The organism is Burkholderia sp. BCC0097, from assembly GCF_902832985.1.
Taxonomy (GTDB): domain Bacteria; phylum Pseudomonadota; class Gammaproteobacteria; order Burkholderiales; family Burkholderiaceae; genus Burkholderia; species Burkholderia orbicola.
This window is the reverse complement of sequence record NZ_CADFDM010000002.1, coordinates 598,328-623,931: the sequence shown is the minus strand read 5'-3', so window position 1 is coordinate 623,931 and position 25,604 is coordinate 598,328. Positions and strand designations below refer to the sequence as shown.

Annotated in this window: 25 protein-coding genes; 4 read left to right on the top strand and 21 right to left on the bottom strand. The window is 65.2% G+C overall.

Annotated elements, in window-relative coordinates; genetic code table 11:
* The 17 genes from HWX07_RS08030 to HWX07_RS07950 form a co-directional block, all read right to left on the bottom strand.
* Complete coding sequence (locus tag HWX07_RS08030) at nucleotides 1–768, bottom strand: hypothetical protein (RefSeq protein ID WP_175875889.1); 768 nt, start codon at nucleotides 766–768, stop codon at nucleotides 1–3.
* On the bottom strand, nucleotides 765–1,538 hold the full coding sequence (locus tag HWX07_RS08025) for a flagellar hook-basal body protein (protein ID WP_175875888.1): 774 nt from the start codon (nucleotides 1,536–1,538) through the stop codon (nucleotides 765–767). The genes HWX07_RS08030 and HWX07_RS08025 overlap by 4 nt, the downstream gene beginning before the upstream one ends.
* A gap of 2 nt (nucleotides 1,539–1,540) precedes the next feature.
* Nucleotides 1,541–2,245: a flagellar hook basal-body protein gene (locus HWX07_RS08020; protein WP_226208604.1), complete on the bottom strand. Its 705-nt coding sequence runs from the start codon at nucleotides 2,243–2,245 to the stop codon at nucleotides 1,541–1,543.
* Nucleotides 2,246–2,301: 56 nt separating this feature from the next.
* The gene (locus HWX07_RS08015; protein WP_175875886.1) at nucleotides 2,302–4,356 is read right to left on the bottom strand and encodes a flagellar biosynthesis protein FlhA; all 2,055 of its coding nucleotides are present in this window, start codon (nucleotides 4,354–4,356) and stop codon (nucleotides 2,302–2,304) included.
* On the bottom strand, nucleotides 4,353–5,420 hold the full coding sequence (locus HWX07_RS08010) for an EscU/YscU/HrcU family type III secretion system export apparatus switch protein (RefSeq protein ID WP_175875885.1): 1,068 nt from the start codon (nucleotides 5,418–5,420) through the stop codon (nucleotides 4,353–4,355). Before HWX07_RS08010 ends, HWX07_RS08015 begins: the two co-directional genes overlap by 4 nt.
* The gene (locus HWX07_RS08005; RefSeq protein ID WP_175875884.1) at nucleotides 5,413–6,174 is read right to left on the bottom strand and encodes a flagellar biosynthetic protein FliR; all 762 of its coding nucleotides are present in this window, start codon (nucleotides 6,172–6,174) and stop codon (nucleotides 5,413–5,415) included. The genes HWX07_RS08010 and HWX07_RS08005 overlap by 8 nt, the downstream gene beginning before the upstream one ends.
* Nucleotides 6,175–6,176: 2 nt before the next feature.
* Nucleotides 6,177–6,443, bottom strand: coding sequence for a flagellar biosynthesis protein FliQ (fliQ, locus tag HWX07_RS08000; RefSeq protein ID WP_175875883.1), 267 nt, complete (start codon nucleotides 6,441–6,443; stop codon nucleotides 6,177–6,179).
* 368 nt (nucleotides 6,444–6,811) lie between these two features.
* A complete protein-coding gene (locus tag HWX07_RS07995; RefSeq protein ID WP_175875882.1) occupies nucleotides 6,812–7,954 on the bottom strand; it encodes a tetratricopeptide repeat protein in 1,143 nt (380 codons plus the stop codon).
* Nucleotides 7,955–8,268: 314 nt separating this feature from the next.
* Nucleotides 8,269–9,966 (bottom strand): M4 family metallopeptidase, encoded by a 1,698-nt coding sequence (locus HWX07_RS07990; RefSeq protein ID WP_175875881.1) that lies wholly within the window; start codon nucleotides 9,964–9,966, stop codon nucleotides 8,269–8,271.
* A 511-nt stretch (nucleotides 9,967–10,477) separates the two neighbouring features.
* Nucleotides 10,478–11,695 carry a cyclopropane-fatty-acyl-phospholipid synthase family protein gene (locus HWX07_RS07985; RefSeq protein ID WP_175875880.1) on the bottom strand — a complete coding sequence of 406 codons (1,218 nt, stop codon included), beginning with the start codon at nucleotides 11,693–11,695 and terminating at the stop codon, nucleotides 10,478–10,480.
* Nucleotides 11,692–12,546, bottom strand: coding sequence for a DUF1365 domain-containing protein (locus HWX07_RS07980; protein ID WP_175875879.1), 855 nt, complete (start codon nucleotides 12,544–12,546; stop codon nucleotides 11,692–11,694). The genes HWX07_RS07985 and HWX07_RS07980 overlap by 4 nt, the downstream gene beginning before the upstream one ends.
* Nucleotides 12,543–13,850, bottom strand: a complete 1,308-nt coding sequence (locus tag HWX07_RS07975; RefSeq protein ID WP_175875878.1) for an FAD-dependent oxidoreductase — start codon at nucleotides 13,848–13,850, stop codon at nucleotides 12,543–12,545. The genes HWX07_RS07980 and HWX07_RS07975 overlap by 4 nt, the downstream gene beginning before the upstream one ends.
* 91 nt (nucleotides 13,851–13,941) lie before the next feature.
* Nucleotides 13,942–14,553 (bottom strand): lipocalin family protein, encoded by a 612-nt coding sequence (locus HWX07_RS07970; RefSeq protein WP_175876158.1) that lies wholly within the window; start codon nucleotides 14,551–14,553, stop codon nucleotides 13,942–13,944.
* An 8-nt stretch (nucleotides 14,554–14,561) separates the two neighbouring features.
* A complete protein-coding gene (locus HWX07_RS07965) occupies nucleotides 14,562–15,662 on the bottom strand; it encodes a class I SAM-dependent methyltransferase (protein ID WP_175875877.1) in 1,101 nt (366 codons plus the stop codon).
* Nucleotides 15,659–16,492 (bottom strand): DUF1295 domain-containing protein, encoded by an 834-nt coding sequence (locus tag HWX07_RS07960; RefSeq protein WP_175875876.1) that lies wholly within the window; start codon nucleotides 16,490–16,492, stop codon nucleotides 15,659–15,661. The genes HWX07_RS07965 and HWX07_RS07960 overlap by 4 nt, the downstream gene beginning before the upstream one ends.
* A 157-nt stretch (nucleotides 16,493–16,649) precedes the next feature.
* A complete protein-coding gene (locus HWX07_RS07955) occupies nucleotides 16,650–17,381 on the bottom strand; it encodes an anti-sigma factor (protein ID WP_175875875.1) in 732 nt (243 codons plus the stop codon).
* Entirely contained in the window at nucleotides 17,378–17,989 is a 612-nt protein-coding gene (locus tag HWX07_RS07950) for a sigma-70 family RNA polymerase sigma factor (protein WP_124698434.1), read from the bottom strand. The genes HWX07_RS07955 and HWX07_RS07950 overlap by 4 nt, the downstream gene beginning before the upstream one ends.
* Nucleotides 17,990–18,224: 235 nt before the next feature.
* On the opposite strand from HWX07_RS07950, the gene HWX07_RS07945 reads away from it, so the two are divergent.
* Nucleotides 18,225–18,794: a lipocalin family protein gene (locus HWX07_RS07945; RefSeq protein ID WP_175875874.1), complete on the top strand. Its 570-nt coding sequence runs from the start codon at nucleotides 18,225–18,227 to the stop codon at nucleotides 18,792–18,794.
* Nucleotides 18,795–18,851: 57 nt separating this feature from the next.
* Here HWX07_RS07945 and HWX07_RS07940 read toward each other — a convergent pair whose 3' ends face one another.
* The gene (locus tag HWX07_RS07940; RefSeq protein ID WP_124698346.1) at nucleotides 18,852–19,511 is read right to left on the bottom strand and encodes a carbonic anhydrase; all 660 of its coding nucleotides are present in this window, start codon (nucleotides 19,509–19,511) and stop codon (nucleotides 18,852–18,854) included.
* 330 nt (nucleotides 19,512–19,841) lie between these two features.
* Between HWX07_RS07940 and tkt the strand changes: the two genes are divergently transcribed.
* Together tkt and HWX07_RS07930 are read left to right on the top strand one after the other, a co-directional pair.
* The gene (gene tkt / locus HWX07_RS07935) at nucleotides 19,842–21,887 is read left to right on the top strand and encodes a transketolase (protein WP_175875873.1); all 2,046 of its coding nucleotides are present in this window, start codon (nucleotides 19,842–19,844) and stop codon (nucleotides 21,885–21,887) included.
* A 139-nt stretch (nucleotides 21,888–22,026) separates the two neighbouring features.
* Entirely contained in the window at nucleotides 22,027–22,341 is a 315-nt protein-coding gene (locus HWX07_RS07930; RefSeq protein WP_027806289.1) for a hypothetical protein, read from the top strand.
* Nucleotides 22,342–22,762: 421 nt separating this feature from the next.
* Here HWX07_RS07930 and HWX07_RS07925 read toward each other — a convergent pair whose 3' ends face one another.
* Nucleotides 22,763–23,098, bottom strand: a complete 336-nt coding sequence (locus tag HWX07_RS07925; protein ID WP_023474530.1) for a helix-turn-helix domain-containing protein — start codon at nucleotides 23,096–23,098, stop codon at nucleotides 22,763–22,765.
* A gap of 139 nt (nucleotides 23,099–23,237) precedes the next feature.
* Here HWX07_RS07925 and HWX07_RS07920 point away from each other — a divergent pair, with 139 nt between their 5' ends.
* Nucleotides 23,238–24,092, top strand: coding sequence for an SDR family oxidoreductase (locus tag HWX07_RS07920; protein ID WP_175875872.1), 855 nt, complete (start codon nucleotides 23,238–23,240; stop codon nucleotides 24,090–24,092).
* Between the two features lie 210 nt (nucleotides 24,093–24,302).
* Here the strand turns inward: HWX07_RS07920 and HWX07_RS07915 are convergent, their stop codons facing one another.
* Nucleotides 24,303–25,199, bottom strand: a complete 897-nt coding sequence (locus tag HWX07_RS07915) for an amidohydrolase family protein (protein ID WP_175875871.1) — start codon at nucleotides 25,197–25,199, stop codon at nucleotides 24,303–24,305.
* An 88-nt stretch (nucleotides 25,200–25,287) separates the two neighbouring features.
* A complete protein-coding gene (rhaM, locus tag HWX07_RS07910) occupies nucleotides 25,288–25,602 on the bottom strand; it encodes an L-rhamnose mutarotase (RefSeq protein ID WP_124698332.1) in 315 nt (104 codons plus the stop codon).
* Between the last annotated feature and the right edge of the window lie 2 nt (nucleotides 25,603–25,604).

Genomic DNA, 25,604 nt, shown 5'->3' with positions numbered 1-25,604 from the left:
TCAGTGCCCCCGCCCGGCCGACGGCGCCCGCCAGATCTGGATGTCCGCGTTGCCGGTCAGTACCGGTGCCGCATGCTGTGGTCCGGCGTCGGCGAGTGCCGTACCGGAGCGCGTCACGGTCACGGCACCTACCTGGATGGTGTCGAACACGCGTCCGCCACGATGAACGGTGGCCAGACGCGAAGCGGCGGGCGCCGGCACGATCTCGCCGGCGGTCATGGCGCGGGCCGCCCGCGCCACATGCGATTCCGCGTCGTAGCGCCAGGCCCGCACGGCGCCGTCGCCCGGGCAGCCCACCGGTTGAATCCGGTCTGCCGACGGGCTGGCGTCGACCGGGAGATCCGCAAGTACGGTCACGCAGGAGCGCGAGCTCGCGTCGTTGGCTTTGCTAATTCGCAGAAGGGTGATGTCGACGTTGGCGACCGGCACGTTTGCCAGCCAGGGACCGAGCATCGGCATCGCGCGGCGCGCGGAGTCGGCGAGCCGGCGGGTGCCCACGCGAACGGCCGTTGCCGATCGCGCGAGCGACATCACGGGAACGGTTGCCGCGCGTTGGGCGATGGACTCGGGCAAGGCGGTCAGATCGGCAACATCCGCCAGCATGACTGTCGGGTGTGCGACGGTGACGGCGGAGCGAAAGAGGATCGCGGCGTCGGGCGATGGCGCGCCGAGCACGGCCGCGGGAACGAGCGCACCAAGGCAAAGCAGCCGAACGCGCGCCATCGACGGTGCGTGCGGGTTGCTCGAACTGGAAAAGCCGCGTGTCATCGCTTGAGCCCGTTGGCAATGGACATCAATTCGTCCCCGACTTGAACGAGTCGGGCGTTGGCCGCATAGGTTCGCTGGTAGAGCATCAGGCCGACGAGTTCGTCGGACATCGATACGTTCGATGCCTCGCTGAATCCCTGCACCAGCACGCCGGCGTTGTCCTCTCCCGGGCGAACGCGCGTCAACGACGATGCGTCGTCCCGTGCGCGATAGACGCCGCCGCCAACCGATTCGAGCGCACGCACGTCGGACGGCACCAGTACCTCGAGTTCACCAATGTCAAGCGGGTCAGCTTGACCGGACACGGTTGCCTGTACCTGGCCGGTCTGCGAGATCGTGATCGCCGATGCATCGCGCGGCACCGAAATCATCGCCTTCAGGCGCTGGCCATCCGCGGTCGCGAGATAGCCGTCGGCCCCGACCCGCAGCGTGCCGCCGCGCCAGAGCAGCGTCTGGCCGGAATCGGACGCGAGTTCGATGAAGCCGTTGCCACGAATCGCCAGATCGAGCGCATTGTTGGTCGGCCGTAATTCGCCCTGCGTATAGACGTGCAGCGACGGATCCGCGCTGACGCCAGCCGCGACGCTCGACGTTTCGTTCGCGTAATCGCGCACGAGCGGCGCCGGCACGGTGGTGAGCAGTTCGGAGAACGCGACGGTGCCGCGCTTGAACGCGGGCGTGGTCATGTTGGCGATGTTGTTCGCCGTGACGTCGATGGCGGTCTGTTGCGCGTTGAGGCCGGTTGCGCCGATATAGAACACGTTGTTCACGATTACATGTCTCCGAGACGTTGCAGGACGTTGCCCATCATGTCGTCGTACGCATGAACGAGCTTTTGCCCGGACTCGACGCGTCGCATCGCGGCCATCATCCGGATCATTTCGTCAGCGTTCGATACGTTCGATGCTTCCAGATAGCCCTGCATCACGCGGGGATCGGCCAGCTCGACCGGTCGCGCACCGTTCGCGCGGTACAACCCGTCGTTGGTACGGGCCAGTTGATTCGGATTGGCGAACGACGCCGTGCCGATCACGGCGACCGGCTGGCCGTCGTCCAGCACGGTCCCGTCGGCAAGAACGCGCCAGTTCTGCGAACGCACGACGATGTCGCCGCCGCCGCTGCCTTGCAGCGCCCAGCCCTGTCGCGTGACGAGCCGGCCATCGGCATCCAGCCGGAACGAGCCACCGCGCAGATAGGCGGCGCCATCGGGAGCGGAAACCGCGAAGAAGCCGTCGCTCGACAGCGCGAGATCCAGCGGATTGCCGGTGTGAACCATCCGGCCTGGCGTGAAGTCGGTTGCGACGTCGCGCGTGGATGCGCGGGGCGTTGCCGTTTGTGCGGACGACTCGGCTTGCGAAAACGCATCGGCGAACGTAATCAGCCGCTTGTAGCCCGGTGTCGCGAGATTCGCGACGTTCTGCGCGGCGGTTTCGACCTGGCGCGTCTCGGACGAGATCAGGCCGACGGCGGTTGTCATCAGGTTATCCATGGGCGGGGCAGGTATCGTTCATGAAAGCGGGGCGGTCATGCCGCTCAAGCGTGACGGTCGAGACCGACCATCCCGAATGAACGCAGATTGATCGCGTGCGGGATCTCGTTCATCGACAGAACGGCGAGCCGAGGGGCGATACGGCGGGAAAATATCTTCAAGTGCCGGCGCAGCTCGGGCCGGCACAGCAGCGCAGGGGCCAGATTCTGTCGAAGCATCGCGTCGACCTGTTCCGCAAGTCGCGTGAGGAACGATTCAGCCAGCCCAGGATCGAGCACGAACGCGCCGCTGCCGTCGGCGCCCTGCAAGTTGTGTGCAATCGTGTTTTCAAGCATCGGATCGAGCGTCAGTACTGCAAGCGCTTCCTTCTCCCCGATCAGACGCTGGCAGATGCTGTGTCCGAGCTTCTGACGTACGCGTTCCCCGAGCATGGCCGGATCTTTCTCGTGCCGGCCGGCGTCAGCCAGCACCTCGACGATCTGGTCGATGTTCCGGATCGGCACATGCTCGGACAGCAAGCTTTGCAACACGGCCTGCACGTCGCCGACCGACAGGATGTTGGGCACCAGTTCTTCAACGAGCCCGGGCGAGCGTGTGCGAACGCCTTCGAGCAATGTGACGACATCGCTGCGGGACAGGAGCGTCGAGATGTTTGCGCGGACGACTTCGGTGACGTGCGTGACGAGTACCGTCATCGGGTCGACGGCCGTATAACCGAGCGACGATGCGCGGGAGCGCTGCGCTTCGTCGATCCACAGCGCGGGCAGGCCGAATGCCGGGTCGCGCGTCGCGATGCCGGTCAGATCATCGGACTTGCCGCTCGGATGGATCGCGAGTGTTTTGTCGGCATGCAGTGCGGATTGGCCGAAGCGATTGCCGTACAGCGAGATCCGGTAGTCGTTCGAGCCGAGTTGCGCGGCATCGCGGAACGTTACGGCCGGGATCGTGACGCCCATCTCCTCGGCGTATTGCTTACGAAATGCGGCAATCCGTTCGGCCAGCACGCCTTGCAGCGGAATCCATGCACGCGCGAGTTCCGGGCCGAAGCCGACTTCGACAGGTGAAACGGGCAAGGCCTGCCCGTCGCTCGCGGCAGCGGGCGTCGTCGGCGAGTCGGCACCGGCCATTGCCGTAGCTGCTTCGGACGACGTGCCGCGTGCGAACCACCACGCGAAGAAGACCACCGGCGCGAGAATCAGGATCGGCCATTTCGGCATGCCCGGCAGGATCAGCAGACCGACCAGCGCGCCCGTCACGAGAAACCGGATCTTGGGGAATTGCGCGAGTTGGCGGAATACTTCGTTGCTCAGCTCGCCGTCGGACGCCGAGCGCGTGACGATGATCCCGGTCGCCACCGAGATCACGAGCGCGGGTACCTGCGTGACGATGCCGTCGCCGATCGTCAGCAGCGTGAATTTCTGCAGTGCATGCCCGAGCGACATGCCCATCTGTGCGACACCGACCGCCCACCCGCCGAGGATGTCGATGAGCATGATGATGATGCCGGCGATCGCGTCGCCCTTGACGAACTTGCTCGCGCCGTCCATCGAGCCATAGAACGCGGCTTCCTTTTCCAGCGCCTTTCGGCGTGCCCGCGCTTCGTCCTGGTCGATCAGGCCCATGTTCAGGTCCGCATCGATACTCATCTGCTGGCCGGGCATTGCATCCAGCACGAAGCGGGCCGCCACCTCGGAGACTCGCTGTGCACCGTTCGTCACGACCACGTACTGGACGACGATCAGGATGAAAAAGATGATCAGGCCGATGACGAAATTGCCCTGCACGACGAATTCGCCGATCGCGCCGATCACCTGACCGGCTTCGGCGCCCGACAGGATGAGTCTCGTCGCCGCGATATTCAACGACAGCCGGAACAGCGTCGCGATCAGCAGCAGCGACGGGAAGGTCGAGAAGTCGACGGGCCGGACAACGTAGATCGTCAGCAGCAGGATCGTGAACGCGAACGCGAAGTTCGTGATGATCAGCAGGTCGAGCGCGGCGGACGGGATCGGCGCGAAGAGGATCAGCAGGATCGCCATGACGGCGAGCACGAGCGCGAGATCCTGCTGCCGACTCAGGCGAGATACGAGCGCGTTCATGCCGCGACCTCGCCATTGCGGCGGCGAATGCGCAGGTAGACCGATGCGGCGTCGCGATACGAGCCGGCGGAAATCTCTTGGTCGACTCGCGTTTCACGAAAGATCCGTCGAGCCAGCGCCGGCGATTCGACGACGGGAATGCCGTAAGCGAACGCAACTTTCTTGAGCCGTTGCGCAAAATCGCCGGCGCCCCGTGCGATCACCTTGGGTGCTGCCATGTGCGCGGGCACGTACTTCAATCCGATCGCATAGTGCGTCGGATTCGTAATCAGGACGTCCGCTTCGCGGACGTTGCGAAGGCTGCGCGCATTCTGGGTCAGCTCGCGACGAATCTTGCGCCGCTGATTCTTGATCCGCGGGTCGCCTTCGCGCTGCTTGTGTTCCTGTTTGATTTCGTGACGGCTCATGCGCATCTTCTTTGCGAAGACGCGATGGACGATCACGAAGTCGAGTGAGGCGAACACCGCCGCGGCAATCAGCAGCTTCGCGAAGAAACTCAGGCCGGACGTCTGCATCAGCTCGCTCAAGCTACGCGGATTGAGCGGCGTGTTTGCGACGCTTTCGATCACCGACGCGATGCAGAACCACGCGATCAGGCTGTAAACAGCCATTTTGATCAGCGTGCGAGCCGAATCGAGCAGCGTCTGTAGCGAAAAGACGCGTTTGAATCCCTGGACGGGATTGAGCCTGGACATGTCGGCTTTGACGGCTGCCGGCGCAAAAAGAAAGCGGGTTTGCAGCACCGCAACCAGCAGCCCGGCACCCATCGACAGAAGCGCCATCGGTGCAATCAGACGCAAGGCGTCCAGCACCGCCGTCATCAACCACGTCGTCATCGCGCCGGGTGTATGTGCGACGGCTGGAATCTCCGCCAACAGGCGGACGCTGCGGGTAGCGATGGCGGACGCGAGGTGTGCGCCGTCGGTCCACAGGTAGGCCGCACAGGCGCTCAGGCTGGCCAGCATGCCCAGCTCCTGACTCTTTGGCGTCATGCCCTTCTTGCGCGCCTGCTCGAGACGGTAGGCAGTGGCGGCTTCGGACCGGTTCTCGTCTTGTTCAGCCATAGTGTCGGAACGTGGTCGGAACGAAGTCGAGCGCGAGCCGCGTAAGCCGCAGTACGACCGGTGCGAGCGTGCCGGCCGTCAATGCCATTGCGGCAAGCGTGACGAACGCCTTGACCTGGAAGCCCAGCATCAATGCATTCATCTGCGGAAGCGCACGGGCCAGGAACGCGATCGCAAGGTCCGTCAGAAACAGCGTCAGCATGACGGCCGCGGTCGCGCCGAGCGCGATGGCGGCCAACGAGCCAAAGTACGACGTGAACGATGCGGGGTTGCCGATGATGTGGACAGACGCAGGCGGAAACGATTGCGTGAGCTTGAACAACAGCGCGAGGAGATCGCGATGCCCGTTGGACGCGAAGAAAATGACGCCTGCCGTCATGGTCAGGATCGAACCGAGCAGCGGCGCCTGACTACGCGAGCCCGGATCGATCACCATCGCCAGGCCATAGCCGGCCTGAACGTCCAGAACGCGCCCGACGAAGGACAGGGCCGCGAAACTGGCCTGGAATGCGAAGGCGATCGCGAACCCGAGCAGGCACTCCCATGCGGCAACGGGAAGCAGGCCGGCATCGACCGGCCCCCGATAGACGACGGTAGTCGCGAGGCAGGCGGACAACGTGAGTGTCGCGGCGATCTTGACTCGCATCGGCGCAATCATTTGCGAGAAGGGCGGGGCAAACGCAAAAACCGGGCCGATGCGTAACGACAGCAACAACGTCGCCGCACCCCATCCGATACTCGGATTGGCGATCATGGTTAGCCCAGTGTTGGAATGAGATTAAAGAGGGATTGGGTAAAGCCGGTCAATCGGGCCAACATCCAGGAACCGAGCATGACAATGACGAAACCGACGACAACGAGTTTCGGCACGTAGGAAAGACTCATTTCCTGAAGTTGCGTGACGACTTGAAACAGGCTGATGACCAGCCCCGTTACCAGAGCGGCGAGAAGAATGGGGCCTGCGACAAGCAAACCCGTCCACATTAGCTGAGCCATAAGGCCCAGTGCGTTGTCGCTCGACATTCTCTCGATTCCCCGGAGGATGTTACTGTTTATTACGATTATTTATCTATATTGAATTGTGATCGTAATGTTGTCAACGAGACCGAAAGGATTTAATCGATGATGAAAATCAACTCGGTGTTGTCAATCAATGGCATTGTGAAGGTGCCTGATTAACTGATTAAATATTGTTAAATATTAATGACAGAGAGGCATTATCTCCTGCTGGCGTTCAATGCGGTGCTGGAGAGGGCGCGTCACGAGCGACGCGACCGAAAGACTGTCTGGTGAGCAAATTCGGCGGGGCTGCGATCGACACGCTCGAGCCGCGGTGCCCGTCACGCACCCCTGCGGCAGGATCGGGAGAGAAGTAGCGGCGTGGTGCGCGGTTACGCTCGATTCGCCGTGCGCTTCAGGCCGAAGGCGGTCAATGACTGTGCCAGCGTTCGACCAGTCGGCCCCAGAGGACGATTCAGCACGGCTTCCCCGAGCGCATTCGCTGACTCGGTGTTGTTCGTTGCCTCGAGTTCCAGGGTCTTCGCAAGCGCGCCGGACAAGGACTCCGGATCGAGGCGTAGCGCAATGTCGGCGTGGCGCCGGGCTTCGTCTAGACGCCCCTGAAGGCGTAGCGCGACCGCAAGCGAGCCGTGGGCTTCCGCGAAACCTCGATCCAGCACTGCCGCGTGCTGAAAGCGTTCGGCCGCCGTACCCGGATTTCCGGCGAACAGCCAGGCCCAACCGGCCGCCAGCCACGAGCCGGCATGGCTGGCGAGCCGTTCGGCGGCGTTATCAAGCGTTACCGCGGCGTCCGGAAATCGCTCCTGAGCGAGCAGGCAAAGACCGCGCCCCAGCGTGGCGCGTGCTTCCAGCGGATTGCTGTCGGCCGCGCGTTCAAGTAGTTCGGCCGCTCGTTCGATATTGCCCGCTTCGAGTTCCGTCAATCCGACGATCACGAGGCTGTCGGAAGAGTCCGGCGCGCGCGCTGCATGGAGGCGCGCGTTCTCCAGATCGCCAAGATCGAACAAGAGCGACGCGTACGCACCCACGATGCCCGGAGGCGGGGTGGCCTGATCCGTTAGCGCCGCCATCCGAATGGCTTCGTCGAAACGGCCCAGATAATGAAGGGCTCGCAATTTAAGGACTGCGGCGCCCGCGACCGCCTCAAGGCAGGCGGGTGCCATGTCCGCCGCGGGCTCGAAGGCGCCGCACATGGCGCTCGCATAGGCAAAGTTGTAGTAAAGGACTGGATTCGCGTCGTGTTCGACGAGTGCGCGAAAATCGGTCAGTGCGGCTTCAAACCGACCTTCGGACATGGCCGACAGGCCCCTCATATTGACGAGCGATGGCGGCAGCGGTTGAATCGCCTCGTAACGCGACAGCAATTCATTGCAGAGTTGGAACTGGTGGGCGTCGAATGCGGCAGTCGCAGTGTCGGCAAGTAGGTTGAGATTGCGTGAATCCTCGTCCAGGAAACTCAAGAGACGATCGAGATGGGCTTGAATGGATCGAGACGCCTGCAGATCGACGGCCATAAATCTGAAATCCTTTGGTGTGAGCGGATAAGATGTGATTGTTTTCGAAATATGAGATTTCGCAACCAATTCATTTCCAATTGATCGATTTCGAATTATTGGGAAACAATCCGCGTGAGGAGTGACGAATCTCAGGCAGTGTAGCAAAGCGGTTCGGAATTCGAGCAGGTTTTGTAGAGGAGTGCACGAACGGGAATATGCGATGGCTTCCGCGAGATCCGCAGTCCCGCACCAGGAAAGCACCGGCCACCGGCCAACCGCCTGCATTCGCAGGCGGTTGATTCCTCTGCCGTTCAACGCTTACACAAGTGCCGTCAATTCACCCCCACCGCACTCCACGCGCGCGCAACCGTCGCGCTTTCGGCCGAGTTCGCACCGTACAGGTCGTTCGCCGCCTGGATCGACGCACGCCGCGCGTTCGGATAGCTCGAGTTGGCGTTCAGGTACACGGTCAGCGTCCGGTACCAGATCTTGCCGGCCTTGTCGCGGCCCAGCCCGCTGAGGGTCGTGTCGCCGTTGCAGACCAGTTGCGCTCTCGACAGGCCGGTATCGGTCGACGGCACCGACGGGCCTTCCGACAGCAGATAGAAGAAGCGGTTGCCGACCCCCGACGAGAAATGCGGATCGTGGCGCGGATTCGACCACGAGAAGCCGCCGGACGGATAGCAGCTGAATGACCGGCCGTCGAGATCCTGCTTGTACATCTTGCGCAGGCCGCCGCTCACCACGCGCGCGCCGATCACGTAGTTGCCGGGATCGTTCGGGTTGTTCGCGTAGAACTTCACGAGCGTGCCGAAGATGTCGGACGTCGATTCGTTCAGGCCGCCCGCGTCACCCGAATAGTTCAGGTTGGCGGTGGCCTCGGTCACGCCGTGGCTCATCTCGTGCCCGGCGACGTCGACCGACACCACGGGTTTCGGCAGGCGCGTGCCCGGCTCGCCGTCGCCGTATGCCATCACGCGCGACGACAGCCATGCCGCGTTCGCGCCCGTCGTGCCGCTGCCGGTATTGAACACCACGTGCGCGTAGCTTTTCACGCCGCGGCCGTCGTTGAAGATGCCGTTGCGGTTGTGCGTGGTCTTGTAGTAGTCCCAAGTCAATGCCAGCCCGTAGTCGATGTCCGCCGCGACGGTCTGCCGGTCGGTGGTCGTGTTGTTGCCCCACACGTTCGTGCTGCTCGTGAAGATCGGCAGGTCGGTCGCTTGCTCGACTTCGTCCGAGCTGAGACCGCGCCCATCGTAGACCGAGCCGCCGCCGCGGCCCGGATCGAGCATCCGGTACGCGTTCGTGCCGGTCTGGTCCGTCGTGAGCGTCAGGTTGCCGTAGTACAGCGAGCGGCCGGTGCCGGTCGCGGCGGCGGTCTTGATCAGGTCCTGTGCGTCGAGCACGGTGCCGGTACGTGCGTCGACGTAGTACAGCACGGCGTCGCCATGCGTGTCGGTCGCCTTGCCGTAGACGCGTACCGCGTAGGCCAGCGTCGGCGTGACGTCGCGTGCGAATACGACCAGCTCCGCGTCGTCGACGCGGCGCACGTCCGAGTTGAAGCGCGCGGCCGCGATGTGTCTCGCGCGCGTCGCACCCACGTCGGGGGCGTTGCGTACCACGGCGCGGTTCCCGACCTTGCCGATCGTGCCGGCGAGATTGATCGGCGCGAGCTGCGTCACGCTTGCCTGTTTCAATTGCCCCTTGCTCGAATGGACGACCACATCGCCGCCGATCACGGGCAGGCCCGCATGGAAGCGGTCGAAGCGCACGTGCTCGGTGCCGTCGGGATCGACGATCACGTCGCGTACCTGGAACTGATCGCCGTCGGTCGGTGCGGCTGCTTGTGGCCCCGCGAACTTCAACGTGCGCGCCGTGCCGCTGACGGCCGCGCTGAAGGCGGCCGGGTTCTGCTGGATCAGTTGCAGCGCCTTGTCGACCGCGGCCGGCTGGTCGCCGGCCTGGGCAAAAGCGCTGAGACTCGCGACGGTAATCGCGGTGATGGGCAGCAGTCGAGACAGTTTCTTCATGTAATTCCCCAGGTTATGGATGGGTTTGTTCGAGGAATGCATCAAGTGATGACTTTTAAACAAGACATGTCGCGAACAGCAGGGGCATGCTAGAAGGTCGTTTTTATAATTACAAGATATTTTCCTGAAGATTAATTTTTGATTTCGGTGTGGTTAATCAAGACTGGATCTGGTGAGGAATGTGAAATGATCGCGTCGGGGATTCGACGATGTCGCGTCGAGGATAGGCGCGCACGGAAGCCCGCGACAAGCGGGGCGAGAGGAGTGGGCCCGCGCCGTTCGGATGGGCGAAAGAGGAGATGTGAAGCCGTATTTAAAAGAGATGTTTCTTATTTAATATAAAATATTGTCGTTGATTGTTTCTGATTCTAGCGCTCAATTCATGATTGGAAATATCGCCGATATATTCTATTTTTGACGCAATGTAATTCGCCCGGATACTTCCGGCACCGCGTGCAGACTCGATCGCCCGGGTGTTTCCGTTGCGTTGGCGGCTCTACGCCCGCATCGTTCAGGTTTGCGCCGACACGATGAAGTGCATCACGTCCGTGCGGCGCTCGGCGAATCCCGCTTCGCAATAGGCGAGGTACAGGCGCCACGTGCGGATGAAGGGCTCGTCGAACCCTTGCGCTCGCACGGCGTCGACGTGATCCTCGAACGCTGCCCGCCAGGCGCGCAACGTGTGCGCATAGTCGAGTCCGAACGCGTGCACGGGTTCGGCGGCGAGCCCAGCGCGCCGCGCCACATCGACGAAGTGTGCGGCGCTCGGCAACATGCCGCCCGGAAAGATGAACTCGCGGATGAAGTCGCTCGATGCACGGTAGGCATCGAACTGCGCTTCGGCGATCGTGATCGACTGGATCAACGCCCGCGCGCCTGCTTTCAGGCGTTGCCCGACCGTGTCGAAATACACCGGCCAGAACGCTTCGCCCACGGCTTCGAACATCTCGATGGACACGATCGCGTCGTAGCGCCCGTCGATGTCTCGGTAGTCGCGCAACTCGAGCGTCACCCGATCCGACAGCCCCGCGCGCGCGATGCGCTCTGCCGCCAGCGCGTATTGCGACGGCGAGATCGTCAGCGCGTGCACGCGGATGCCCTGGCGTGCCGCATGCAGGGCGAAGCCGCCCCAGCCGCAGCCGATCTCCAGCACGCGCATGCCGGCGCGCAGGCCGAGCGAATCGACGATGCGCTGATATTTCGCCGCCTGCGCATCGGCGAGCGAGCGCCGCGCGTCGCCGTCGAAGCAGGCGCTCGAATAGGTCCACGTTTCGTCGAGCCACAGCCCGTAGAAGCGGTTGCCGAGATCGTAATGCGCATGGATATTGCGGCGGCTGCCGGCACGCGTATTCGCCCGCAGCCGGTGGCGCAGCGCATACCAGAGGCGGGCGAAGCGGCCGCCCGTCACCGTGCGCGCGATCGCCGGCTCGTTGCGGATCGCCAGGCGCAGCAGCGCGACGAGGTCGGGCGTGTCGAGCCGGCCCGCGCGATACGCATCGGCAAACCCGATGTCGCCGGCGCGCAGGATCGCGCGGCACGCACGCCAGTCGTGGATCTGCAGCGTCGCGCCCGGATGACGATGCGGATCGCCGAACACGTATCGCGCGCCTTCGGGCGTCACGAGTATCAGGTGGCCGTGCTCGAGCCGCCGCAGCAGCGCGACAAACAGCCGGGACGAGAGCGGCAGCGCGGGTTGCGATGCATTCGATAACAGGCGCAGCAGGGTCATGGGCGGACCTCGTGGTCGGACTCCTCGGGGCGGCATGGCGGCGACACCCGTGCCGGCGTGGACGGCAGCGCGTCGGCGCGGGGCGCCCGGCCAGGAGGTGTCCTGCCGTGGAACGGCACGCGCTTGAGCCAGAGCCGCAGCGCCTGCCAATGGATTCGGACGATCACGCCGATTGCGTTGAACGGTTGCCGCGCGAGCGCGCGCCATGCCCGTGCGGCGCTCAGCGGGCCGGCCTGCATGACGAGGGCCGTGCGCAGCAGCAGGCCGTCGTCGTCGTGGTAGTCGATGGCGACCCGCAGGTGGTCGCCGCGCTGCCGCACGCGAAACGCGTACGACCCGGCGACGTCGCAGAACGGCGACACGTGAAACGTCTTGCGGCAGACCAGGACCGTGCCTTCGCCGATCGGCGCGTGACGCGTCGCGCTCAGCAGATAGCCGTGATGCGCGCCGAAGGTGTTGCGCACGTCCGCGTACAGCGCGCGAAGCCGCCCCCCGCGGTCGTAGCAGTACCAGAAACTCACGGGATTGAATGCATGGCCGAACAGGCGCGGGATCGTCTGCAGCCAGATCGGGCCGTCGGCCGGCATGCCGGCTTCGGCAAGCTGGGCACGCAGCCACGGCGCGAGCGGCTGGCCGTCACGCGGGCCGTAGTCGCGCGACGCGAGTCCGAATGGCCGCCAGCGATCGACGCCGAACCAGGTGCCGTCGATTTCGTGAAGCCGATCGATGTCGCAGCAGACCTGGAACAGTGGATACGTGAACGCATGGTGCACGGGCCGCAGCCGCTCGTGCATCACGTGCCCCACGAGAAGCCGTGCGGCGCTGCCGTCGCGCGCGAACGGGGCGTTCATGGCGCGGCCCAGGCCGGCTTCACGCCGAAATCGTCGGCCACGCGCAATGCGGATTTCAGGCCGTCCTCGTGAAAACCGTAGCCCGTCCACGCGCCTGCGAACCACGTGCGGCGCTGCCCCTGCAGCGCGGGCAGGCGGTCTTGCGCGTCGATGGCGGCGAGGTCGAGTAACGGATGCTCGTAGTCGTAGCGACCGAGTTGCGTGCCGGGCGCCGGGGCATCGATCGGGTTCAGCGTGACGACGACCGGTGTGCGGAACGGTAGCGGCTGCAACTGGTTGATCAGGTAGCTCACGCACACGGGCGATGCACCGTCGGCGGCCCGCGCGGCAGGCCCGCTCAGGTAGTTCCATGCCGACCACACGCGTCGGCGGCGCGGCAGCAAGGCCGTATCGGTATGCAGCACCGCGACGTTGCGCTGATAGCGAACGGCGCCCAGCACGCCGCGCTCGGCGTCGCTGGCATCCGCGAGCAGCCGCAGGCTCGTCGGCGCGTGGCACGCGAGCACGAGGGCGTCGAACCGCTCGGCGCCGGCGGCGTCGGTCGCCACCGTGACGCCATGTTCGTCGCGCCGAATGGCGCGGACCGGCGTGTCGATGCGGACGTCGTCGAGCGTCGCGGCGATGCGCTCGACATACTGCCGTGCGCCGCCTGCGACCGTGCGCCATGGCGGGCGGTTGTTGACCTGCAGCAGCGCGTGGTTCAGGCAGAAGCGCAGGAACGTCGCGGCCGGAAACCGCAGGACGTCGCTGGCCGCGCTCGACCAGATCGCGGCCGCCATCGGCAGCAGGTACTGATGCTGGAACGGCGCGCCGTACCGGCCCGCGGCGAGCAGTTCGCCGACCGACAGCCGCTCGCGGCTTGCCGTATCGAGGTGATCGTGCGCGGATGCGTTGAAGCGCAGGATATCGCGCAGCATGCCGAGAAATGTCGGCGAAAACAGGTTGCGGCGTTGCGCGAATACGGTGTTGAGGTTGCTGCCGGCCCACTCGAGCCGGCCGCCGTCGACGGAAACCGAGAACGACATGTCGCTCGGATGCGCGGCCACGCCGAGCTCGGCGAGCAGCGCGATCAGGTTCGGATAGGTCCGGTCGTTGAAGACGAGGAACCCGGTATCGACCGGATGGCTCGTGCCGTCGAGTTCGACATCGACGGTGTGCGCATGGCCGCCGAGGTAGCCGGCCGCCTCGAACAGCGTCACGCGGTGACGACGGGCCAGCAGGTAAGCGCTCGCCAGGCCGGCGATGCCGGCGCCGACGACGGCGATCCGCCGCCCCGGCGGCGAGGCAGTGAAGGGCTGGTGCATCGCGAAGCGTCTCCGTGCGGCAGGTGAAGGAAATTGGAAGCGATTTCTCGGAGATACGGAGCAAAGCGGGAGTCGGATGCGCCGGCCCCCGTCAGTCGCGCCCGCCCGGCGATGCGAAGCCCGGTTGACCGATCTGCCCGGGCGTCTGGGGCACGCGCCTGAAGCGCGACGTGTCGTAGCCCATCGCATCGAGCCGCGCGAGCAGCGAGCGATAGGTCGCGTCGTCCATCGTCGGCTCGCGCGAGAAGATCCATCCGAGCGTCTTGCCCGGGTAGCCGAGGATCGTATGGCGGTAGTCGGGATCGACATAGAGCGTCAACTGCGTGACGTATATCGGCCAGAACAGCCGCACGCGCCATTCCCCGCCGCCGCTGCCGGGCTTTACCGTATCGACGAAGTGAAAGCGTTTCTCGGGTCGGTCGAAGCCGCCCTTGCGGCCGACGAACACGTCGTCGATCCGGCCGTCATCGCGCAGCGCCCATTCGGCGCGGCTGCCCACGTAGCCGCGTTCCGCGAAATACGGGATATTGGCGATCACGTACCAGCGGCCCATGTAGCGGGGCAGGTCGACGGGCACGCTCGACAGGGGCGCGGCCGCGCGCGGATTCCCGTTCGGCGCATCGCGCAAGCAGCCCGCGACGGAGACGAGCGCAAGGCCCGCGACGAGCACGGCGGCGAAGCGGCGGACGGCCTGGTACGGCATGACGTGTCTCACGCGCGCTCGGGCCGCTTGTCGAACAGGTAGTGGGCAATACCCCACTCCTGGCCGCCGGCATAGCCGAACAGTTCGGCGACGGCCATGTAGAACATTCGCCAGCGCTGGAACCATATACGCGCATCGGCGCCGTAGACCGTTTCGAAGATCGGCATGATCCGGTTGCGCGCGGCGTCGAGCGACGCGAGCCAGTGGTTGGCCGTGCGGGCATAGGCGGTGCCGTCGATCCACCATTGGCGCTCGATGCGCACGTCGTCCTGGAACCGCAGCAGCAGATTGGCCGACGGCATCGTGCCGCCGGTGAAGAAATGGCGCGACATCCAGTCGGTGCCGTCGCGCACCGCGAAATGATAGGCGAGCAGCTTGTGCGCGAAGACGTGCACGAACAGCTTGCCGTCGTCGTGCATCCACCGGGCGATTTTCGCCAGCAGTTGCCCGTAGTTCTTCATGTGCTCGAACATCTCGATCGACAGCACGCGATCGAACACCGCTTCGCCGGGCGCGAAATCGAAATTGACCACGTTGCCTGTGACGATCCGCAGATTGGTCAGCCCGCGTCGTGCCGCGCATTGCTCGATGAAGTTTCGCTGACCGTGAGCATTCGACAGGCCGACGATCTGCGCGTGCGGATAGCGCTCGGCGAGCCACAGCGACAGCGAACCCCAGCCGCAGCCGAGATCCAGGATGCGCTGGCCGTCCGCGAGACCGGCCCGCTCCGCGTAAAGCGCCAGCATGGCATCCTCGCCTTGCGCGAGCGTTTCGTTGCCGAGCGGGTAATAGCCGCACGAATATTTCAGCCTGGGGCCGAGATGGGCTTCAAAGAAGGCGCCGGGCACCTCGTAATGCTGGGTGTTGGCCGCATGCGTGTCGATCGCGATCGGACTTGCATCCAGTTCGTGCACCAGCCTGTCGAGGGCGGCCGCGCGTCGCTCGCCGTCGTGCAGATGTTCATCGCGCAGCCGCTGTCGAAGCAGGGCGCGCATCCCGGCGCGGATCAGCGGATCCGGCAGCCATCCGCGCTCACAGCAGCGGATCAGCCACGTGTCGCCGGGTACGGCTATCCGGGCGGGTGACGGTTGCGAGGCGGTGGTGGTCACGATCGCGTACTCCTGTCTTCCGGATGATCGGGATGGTTAAGGGGCGGGCGGTCGGCCGCCCTCGGCGGCCACGGAACGAGGGCGCTGGTCGTGCGCACATATTCCCGGTAGCCCGGCCGCGTTCGGACGAGATGCGCTTCGAGCAGCGGCAGGCCGGATACCCTGAGCAGCAGCCACGCCATCAGGAACGGCGGCATCAGCGTGAGCCAGTCCCACGGCATGCCGATCGCCAGCGCCGCGTACGCGCACCAGTGCAGGCATTCGAAGAAATAGTTGGGATGCCGCGAATAGCGCCACCAGCCCACTCGACAGACACGGTCGCGGCGCCCGGGGGCGGCGAGGAAGCGCTTGAGCTGCCGGTCGGCCGCGGCCTCTCCAACCACGGCGACGAGCCAGATCGAGACGGCTGCGGCGGCCGCGGGCCGGGACGGTGCTTCCGGGCTGTATGCCGGGACGAAGAACGCGACCGACAGCAACATCGAGATCAGCGCCTGCAACTGGAACAGCCAGAACATGTTGCGCGGCGCAACGTCGCCCCATTGCAGGCGGAATTGCCGATAGCGCGGGTCTTCGGGCTGCCCGCGGTTGCGATGCCACAAGTGTCGCGCGAGCCGCAGCCCCCAGATGCCGCCGCCTGTCGCGACGAGCGCACGATTCAATGCCGGACCGGTGCCGAGCCCTGCGACGAAGACGGCCATGCCGCCGAGCGTCGCAGCCCAGACCGGGTCGATCATCCCGGCGTTGCGGGAGCGCAATTGGCTGATCCACACCGCCGTGAACGAAAGGCACAGTCCGACGAAAGCGAGGAGGGCGACGGCGACGGCGGGCATGCGGGCGGCTCCGAGGATGCGATACCCGTCATATACGGAGCCGACGGCCAAACGGATGCACCGGAATGCATGGCGGCCTGCTTGTGGAAGAACGGGGCGCGCGCCGCCTTCTTCGCCCGCAACGGTCGGCTGTCCGCCGCAGGGTGCGCGGCGCCGGTTATGCCGCGTGCATCGCGCCCGTGGCGAGCACCGGACCCGTGGGTTGACCGCTCGGTGAACCGCCGTGCGGCTCGATCGACACGGCGAGCACCGCGCGCGCGCTGAACCGCGCGACGATCTCGGGCGGCAGCGTCATCGACGCCGGCATGTCCGGCGTGAATACGCCCAGCGAGATCGGCTTCGCGTTCGGCGGAATCAACCAGAGTTCGGTCGAGTGATTCGCGTCGATCGTCGGCTTGTCCGCCGGGACCACGACCATTCGGGCCCGGCGCAGATCGACCGTGGCGGTCCAGTGTGCGACGCCGTCCGATCGTGCAATCGTGGCGACCATGTAGCTGCCCTCGACGGCGGCCACGCGCGGCGGCGCTTCGCCGACCCGGACGAGGTTGACCGCGAGCAGTCCCAGCGCGGCCGCGCTGGCGCCGATGCCGACCCAGCGCCACAGCGGCAGGCTGTTCCACCAGCCGCCCGATGGCGCGCTGCTTGCGGCCGGCGGAACGAAGAAGCCGAGGTCGCGCTGGATTCGCGCCCAGACTCGGCCGGGCGGCGCGACGGGGGCGACGTCTTCCGCGAGGAGCGCGAAGCGGCGCTGCCAGCGCTCCAACATCGCTTGCAACGACGGATCGCGTGCGGCGGACTGCTCCAGTGCGCGCCGCTCAGCGGCGTCGAGCACGCCGAGCGCGTATTCCGCGCAGCGCAATTCGGGATCGTGATCGGCGGGCGTATTCATTGCTCGAGACATACCTTCAGCTGCATCAGGCTGCGCCGGATCCAGCTCTTCATGGTGCCGAGCGGCACACGCAGCCGCGCAGCCAGTTCGCCGTAGGTCGCACCGCTGAAAAATGCCTCGCGTACTGCGCGGCCGTGTTGCGGCTCGAGCCGTTCGAGGCAGCGTTCGAGGCGTTGCCGCTCCTGGCTTGCCTCCGCCAGCGCGGCGGGCGTCGGATCCTCGTCGGGGAGATCCGGTACCTGCTCGTCGTCGAGTTGCGCCTCGCGATGTTGACGTAACCGGTCGATCGTCCGGTTGCGTGCCAGGGTGGTCAGCCACGTCATCGCGCCGCCGCGCGCCGGGTCGAACGCGTCGGCACGCCGCCATGCGGCGGTGTAGACCTCCTGGAGCAGATCCTCGGCTTCCCCGCGATCATGAACCATGCGCAGGATGATGCCGAACACCCGCGACGAGGTCAGCCGGTAAAGCTCGGCGAAAGCCGTCTGGTCGCCGCTCGCGACCTGCAACATGACGCGATTCAGGCGGTCGCGCCGCACGGCATCCGCGTCGGTATCGCGCGAGGCGATCGAGGGGTCGAGGGAATCGGCACCATCCGGCGTGTCGTTCATGCTGAAGAAATGGCGAGGAGGTCGAGCGAAATATAGCATTGCCGGATGCGCTTGATCGAGCGATCGACGGCTGACCCGCTGAATGTCGCGCATGGTGGCGAACCGTATGAAGATGTTGCAACGAGATACGGACGAATCGCGCGCCGGGATGCAGGCAAGCGCTGCGCCCGACGCTGCTGACGCCGCCCGGTGGTTGCGTGCACAATGATGCGATTTCGTGGCTGAGAAGGCTTCAATGAAACGATCTGTTCTTTGTGCATCCGTGCGGGCGGCCTCGGGGCTCCTGGCCGGCGCGGTGCTGTTGCTCGCGGGATGCGCGGGCCTTGCGGGAGGCGAGAGCGGCAACGCCCGGGTGCCGCAACCGGCCAAGGCGGTCGATCTCGATCGCTACGTGGGCAGATGGTACGAGTTCGCACGCTATGAAAACCGTTTCGAGCGCGGTTGCGACGGCGTGACGGCCGATTATGCGAAACGCGCGGACGGCCTCATCGGCGTGCGCAATACGTGTCGCGAAGGCGAGCCGGGCGGCCCCGCACGCAGCTCGGACGGACGCGCGAAGATCGTGGCCAACAGCAGCGGCGCTAAATTGAAGGTGTCGTTCTTCGGACCGTTTTTCTGGGGCGACTACTGGATACTCGATCACGCCGACGACTATTCGTGGTCGATCGTCGGCGAGCCGTCAGGGCGATTCCTGTGGATCCTGACGCGCGTCGCGAAGCCGTCGCCCGAGCAAGCCGCCGCGCTCGTCGAGCGTGTCCGGACGCTGGGCTACGATACCGGGATGTTGCGCCGCACGGCGCATTGAACCGGCGACGCAGGCCGCCGGCCTGCGCGAGACGCGGCGTGCTTGCGCGCGGCGGAACTAGACCTGCCCGCGATTGCGGGCGTCCATGGCGACGACCGTAGGGGACTCGGCGAGCGGGACGAAGCGCCGGGTTGCGCCGTCGAGCGCGTCCATGCCGCCCGTCTCGATGTCGTACACCCATCCGTGCAGGTTCAAGCGTCCTTGCTCGAGCGCGAGCGCGACGGAAGGATGGGTGCGGAGGTTGGCGAGCTGGGCAATCACGTTTTCACGGACGAGCCCGTCGAGCTTCGCACGCGGCGTATCGTATTCATGCGCGGCGTTGATGGCTTTCGCGGCGTCGGCATGACGCAACCAGTTCGCGACCGCGGGCAAATGATCGAGGCAGGTGCAACGGGAAATCGCGCCCATCGCGCCGCAATCCGAGTGGCCGCAGATCACGATGTCGCGAACACCGAGAACGGCAACCGCATATTCGACCGTGGCCGACACGCCGCCGGGTTCCGGCCCGTACGAAGGCACGATATTGCCGGCGTTGCGGATCACGAACAGTTCACCCGGTTCGCGCTGCGTGAGCAGTTCCGGCACGACGCGGCTGTCTGAGCACGTGACGAACAGTGCTTTGGGGTTCTGCGACGTGGCGAGTTGCTTGAAGAGTTCGACCCGCTGCGGGTAGACGTCGCGCTGAAAACGTAGAAAACCGTCGATGATGTCACGCATGCTTGCTCCAGGGCTTCGGATTCGATTCACCGGCGCAGCGCGGATGCGCTCGCACGGCGGGCGTCATTATGCCTATATCGGATAGGTGTGGGTACGCAGCATGGAATCCATATGATGGCTCGCGTCAATCCCGCTTTACATAATGCGTATTATCAATTTAAAAGGGTCGAATCCCGGAGCTTCCAACAGCTCATCGTCAATGCGCACCGTGGACCGTGCTTCCACCCGACCCGGGACTGACCTCGGCCTCGGCCGTCGGCTTGCACCCGTGGAAAAGGCATGGATATTGCCCCGAAGCCTCATCTTTCCGAGCCAAAGACAGGAGAACCGATGAGCGATCCCACCGCACATTCCCGCACGACCGCCAAAGCGGTGCCGCCCCCACGAGACCCGCATCTACGCGCGCTGGCGAACTGTATTCGCTTCCTTGCAATGGATGCAGTACAGAATGCCAACAGCGGTCATCCTGGTGCGCCAATGGGGCTGGCTGACGTCGCGACGGTGCTGTTCAAGGAGTCCATGCAATTTGATGCATCCGCCCCGCACTGGATCGATCGAGACCGTTTGGTCCTTTCCAACGGACACGCATCGATGCTCCTCTACAGCCTGCTCTATCTCACGGGCTATGCCGACATGACCCTCGACGAGCTCAAGCGCTTCCGGCAAGTCGGCAGCAAGACGCCGGGGCATCCGGAGTACTCGCACGCCGATGGCATCGAACTGACTACCGGTCCCCTCGGGCAGGGCATCGCGGAATCCGTCGGCATGGCGTTGGCCGAGCGCATCATGAATGCGCATTTCGGCGATGACCTCGTTGATCACTACACGTACGTATTTCTCGGCGACGGTTGCCTGATGGAAGGCATCAGCCACGAGGCCATTTCGTTGGCGGGCCATCTCCGGTTGGGCAGACTGATCGCGTTCTGGGACAACAATTCGATTTCCATCGACGGCGCCACGAAACTCGCGGTCTCGGACAACGAGATCGAGCGCTTTCACTCGGCTGGGTGGCACGTCCTGGAAATCGACGGTCACGATACGGATGCGATACGGCGCGCTATCGAGGTCGCCCGGGCAACGCATGACCGGCCGACCTTGATCGCATGCAGGACGATCATCGGGTTCGGCTTTCCGACGAAGGCTGGCACCGAGAAAGCCCACAGCGATGCCCCGGGCGAGGATGAAATCGCGGGCGCACGCCAGGCCCTCGATTGGCATTCGCCGCCGTTTGAAATCCCGGACGACCTGCTGAAAGCATGGCGGGAGATCGGTGCGCGGGGCCGCAAGGCAAGACTCGCGTGGGATGAGCGTGTCAGCCGGGCGCCGCAGGCGCTGCGTACCGAATTCGACCGGCGCAATGCGGGAAAGCTTCCGGATGACTGGAAGACGGCGATTGCGGCGGCGCGGCAGGCGTTTGTTGCCGCAGGCAACGCAATGGCCACCCGCAAGGCCAGCGGTGACGTGCTTGATCATCTCTTCGACGCGATTCCGGAATTGCTGGGCGGCTCGGCGGATCTTACGCAGTCCAACAATACGAAGACGAAGAACCAGGTCGCGATCGAGCCCGGCCAGTTCAAGGGTTCATATATCCACTACGGTGTCCGCGAACACGGCATGGCCGCCGCCATGAACGGCATTGCCCTTCACGGAGGCCTCATTCCGTACGGTGGCACCTTTCTGTGTTTTTCGGACTACTGCCGCCCGGCGATCCGGTTGAGCGCGATGATGCAGGTGCGCGCCATCTTCGTGATGACGCACGATTCCATCGGTCTCGGAGAAGATGGCCCGACGCATCAACCCGTCGAGCACCTTGCCGCCCTTCGGGCCATTCCCCAACTCGCCGTCTATCGGCCGGCCGATCCAGTCGAGACGGCGGAGTGCTGGGAGCTGATTCTCGAACAGCCCCGCAGGGCTGCGCTGCTCGCATTGTCACGACAGCCGGTCCCGCTCCTGCGCAACGAGCCCGGAAACGAAAACAAGTCGGCGCGCGGCGCCTATGTCTTGCGGGAGGCCGATGGCGGGCCGCGCCAACTCACGCTGCTCGCGACAGGCTCGGAGGTCGACCTCGCCGTTCAGGCACGCGACATCCTGCAGCAGGAAGGCGTGCCGACGGCCGTCGTATCGATGCCGTGCCGCCTGCTGTTCGAGGAGCAGCCGCGCGATTACCAGCGTGCCGTGCTGGGCACTTCTCCCGCGAGAGTCGCGGTCGAGGCGGCGGTCGAACTGGGATGGGAGCGGTACCTCGGACCGGAAGGCCGGTTCGTCGGCATGCACGGCTTCGGCGAGTCGGGAAAAATCAAGGACGTGTACAAAAAATTCGACATCACGGTAGATGCGGTCGTTCGCGCGGCGCATCATGTGTTATCCGAAGTGTGACATTGCTGCAATCCACTGATGGACGCGATGACTTGGCGTTCCGGGCGAAAGCCTGCCCACGTGAAGACGTGGGCGCCCCGATTTTCGGCAGCGCCCACGCGTAGCGTTAGAATAGCGCCCCTTCTCCTGGGAGACGACAATGTCCTGGTTCGTTTATGAAGTGCCCGAATACCACGAAGACGCCGCGCGCATCGAACCCTTCAGCGAGCTGCGTAGCCGCGTGCTGAAAGCCGGCGGCCCGGCCATGGCAGACGACCTGGAAAGCGTTCGCGAAAACGCCGCGGCGACAGCGGACACGCCGGAGCGCCCGCTGCGTACCCCGGAAAATCCGCAGGTCTTTCCGATTCCTTACGCCGACTCCATGATCCTGGTCGGGTTCATCTTCGATCTGAAGCGCGAATTCCGGCAACTGGTCGTGTCGCCCGTGGAAATGCCCTGGCTGAAAGACGCGTAACGCGTGGCGCAGGCGGGATGTCACACCCGGCGACCTGTTCACGGAGCGTCGTGACGATGCTGTCCCGTTCGGCAAGCGGCAAGGCGCGCCGGCACTCGACGGGCCGGTAGCGCGGCTACCGGATCTCGTATAGACCGAAATCCTGCCGATGCCCGAGTTCCGCCCCGCCGAGTCGTCGCGCAACTTCGTGCTTTATTTTCCGGGGTTGAACAGCGAATCGCTGAAGCGCTGCTGCCCTTCCCCGCCCCCACGTACGAGCTTTATCTGCACTGGCATCCGCGCTTTCATCACGAGCCGGCCAACGGCTGGATTCGCGACGCGATGAACGAACTCGTCAAGGGGCCGATGCAGCACGAGCCGTTGCCGAATACGAAGCGCAGGCGTTCGACGGCGGCGCGGTAGCCCGCGCGGCCGCGAATGGCTAGCGGGGCCGGTCGCGAAGCAGCAGGCGCGACCCGACCTCCACGATGGACGTAATCGCCGGCAGCAGTTCCTGGCCCAGCGACGTCAACTCGTATTCCACCGACGGCGGCGACGTCGGCAACACGCTTCGCCGGATCACGCCCCGCTCCTCGAGATCACGCAGCCTGCCGGTCAGCACCTTCGCGGTGATGGTCGGGTTGTCGCGCCGCAACTCCGAAAACCGGCGCGGGCCATTGCTCAGGCACCAGATCAGTTCGGGCGTCCAGAGGCCGCCGATCAACGCCATGCATTTCGACATCGGGCAGCCGGGAAGCGGCTCCACCTTCTTTCGCATTCTCAAGCCCATCGTCGTCCCGGGATGGTTTCCATTTGGTTACTTGAAAATGATGGTAACTGATGGATAGGTGGTTTCCAATGGAAACCTTCATCCCTACACTGGGAGCCTCACCCACCGATTCACGGAGAGAATGAACATGTATGCAATAACGGGAGCATCAGGGCAACTCGGGCGCCTTGTGATCGATGCATTGCTTGAAACCGTTCCGGCCAGCCGGATCGTCGCGGCGGTCAGGAATCCCGCGAAGGCACGCGACCTCGAGGCGCGTGGCGTGGTGGTGCGCGAGGCCGACTACAAGCGGCCTGAAACGCTCGCTACCGCGTTCGCCGGGGTCGACAAGCTCCTGCTGATCTCGTCGACCGAAGTCGCCGGGCGCCTGCCGCTCCATCGCGCGGTGATCGACGCGGCCCGGCGGGCGGAAGTCTCGTTGCTCGCCTATACGAGCATGCTGCACGCCGACACGTCGCCCGCCCGACTCGCGATCGAGCACCGGCAGACGGAAGAAATCATCGCGGCCGCGGGCCTTCCCGCCGTCATCCTTCGCAATGGCTGGTACACCGAGAATCCTCTGATGGCCCTCCCCGCGGCGCTCGAGCACGGCGCGTTCATCGGGGCCGCGAAGGACGGGCGCTTCTCCGCCGCCGCGCGCAAGGACTATGCGGCGGCCGCGGCCGTGGTACTGACGACGGACGGCCATGCAGGCAAGACCTATGAACTGGCGGCGGACGATGCGTTCACGCTCGCGCAACTGGCTGCCGAGGTTTCGCGGCAGTCCGGCAAGAGCGTCGTCTACAACGATCTCGCGCAGGATGCTTATGCAGACGCGTTGACGAGCGCCGGGCTGCCGCCCGAGTTTGCCAGCGTCCTGGCCGATGCCGACGCGGCCGCGTCGCGCGGTGCGCTGTTCGACGATGGCGGCGCCCTCGCGCGACTGATCGGTCGACCCACGACGCCGTTGGCGAGCGTCGTCGCGACCGCGCTGCGCGGTTAAAGCGGGCAGGTTCCTGGGCGGCGCCGGCCCTCGCCGCTCGACGGCGCGCAGTGTGGCCGGCGCCGATACAGCCGCATCGATCGCGCCAGCCGCGCTGCTGCTCGTGGCCCCGTCGGAGCCGGCGGAAGCGCGCGTTGCGGCGCGGTGCGAATCACGCCGGCCGGCGACGCGCGGAGTGCACGCTCGTTGGCGTCCACGGTGGCACGCGGCTCACAATCGGTACGTTTGCAGCGCATTGTGGACGAACAGCGCCTCGCGCTCATCGTCGTCGGCTCCCGCGACGATCGCCGCATAAGCGTGCCAGAGCGCCCGATAGCCGGCATGGAGCCGATCGACCGGGAAGTTCGACGCGAACATGCAGCGCGCCACGCCGAACACGTCGATGGCCTCGAGCACGTACGGGCGGAAACTTTCGACCGTCCAGCGATGGTCGAACATCGCGAGCCCCGACAGCTTCATCGTCACGTTCGCCCGCCGCGCGAGCCCGCGCAGTCCGTCGCGCCATTCGCGCCAGCCGTGCACGCTGCTTCGATCGACGAACATGCCCGTGTGATTGACGATCACGGGCGTGTCGGGGTGCGCGTCGATGACCGCGAGCGCGGCGCCGACCTGGGCGGGGTACAGCTGGAGGTCGAACGACAAACCGAACTCGCTCAGCATCCCGAAGTTCTCCCGCCAGCGCGGCTCGGCCAGATAATCCACGTCGACGTAGTTGTACCAGGGGTCCGGATGCCGGTTCAACACCTGCCGGATGCCGCGCACGTTGGGATGCGCCGCCGCGCCGGCGAGCCGGATGCGTGCGTCCGGCGCGAACAGGTCGACGCCCGCGACGATGCCGTCCGGCATCCCGCCGCTCGCTGGGGCATCGGCAAGCGCCTGCAGCCAGTCGACTTCGCTCGGCGTCGTCCACGCATCGTGGATCGCCTCGACATGCACGACCTTCAGCACGTCGATATCGGCGCCGGCGTCCGTGCGCAGGTCCGCGGGCAGGTACCGGCGCGGCAATTCCGCCACCGCGCCCGAGAACGCCGGTTGGGCGCGATCGAGCCAGCCGTAGCTCAGCGCGTCGGCGTCCCAGAAATGGACATGGGGATCGACAACCTGCATGTGGGCTCCATGAGTTGATGCGACACGATGATCCGCGGCAACGGGTCGGCACGCGTCGAATGCAGCCCGCCCGTCGAACGGGCCGGCCTCATTCCAGATGAAACATCGGCTCCAGCGCTTGCTCGACCGGACGCCCGTCCGGACCGGTCGCCATCAGGTCGGCCATGTACGCCCACCAGCGACGCATCACGTCCGTTTCGGCGAGTTGCGCGATCCGGTGATCGGCCGGCCGTTTGAGCACGGCGAACAGGTGATGGGTGTCGTCGTCGAGAAAGATCCAGTAGTCCGAGATACCCGCCGCGCGAAGCGCGTCGGCCAGTTCCGGCCAGATCGCATCGTGCCGGCGCCGGTATTCGTCCCGCTTGCCGGGGTGCAGGCGCATCCTGAAGGCGATCGTTTCCATGG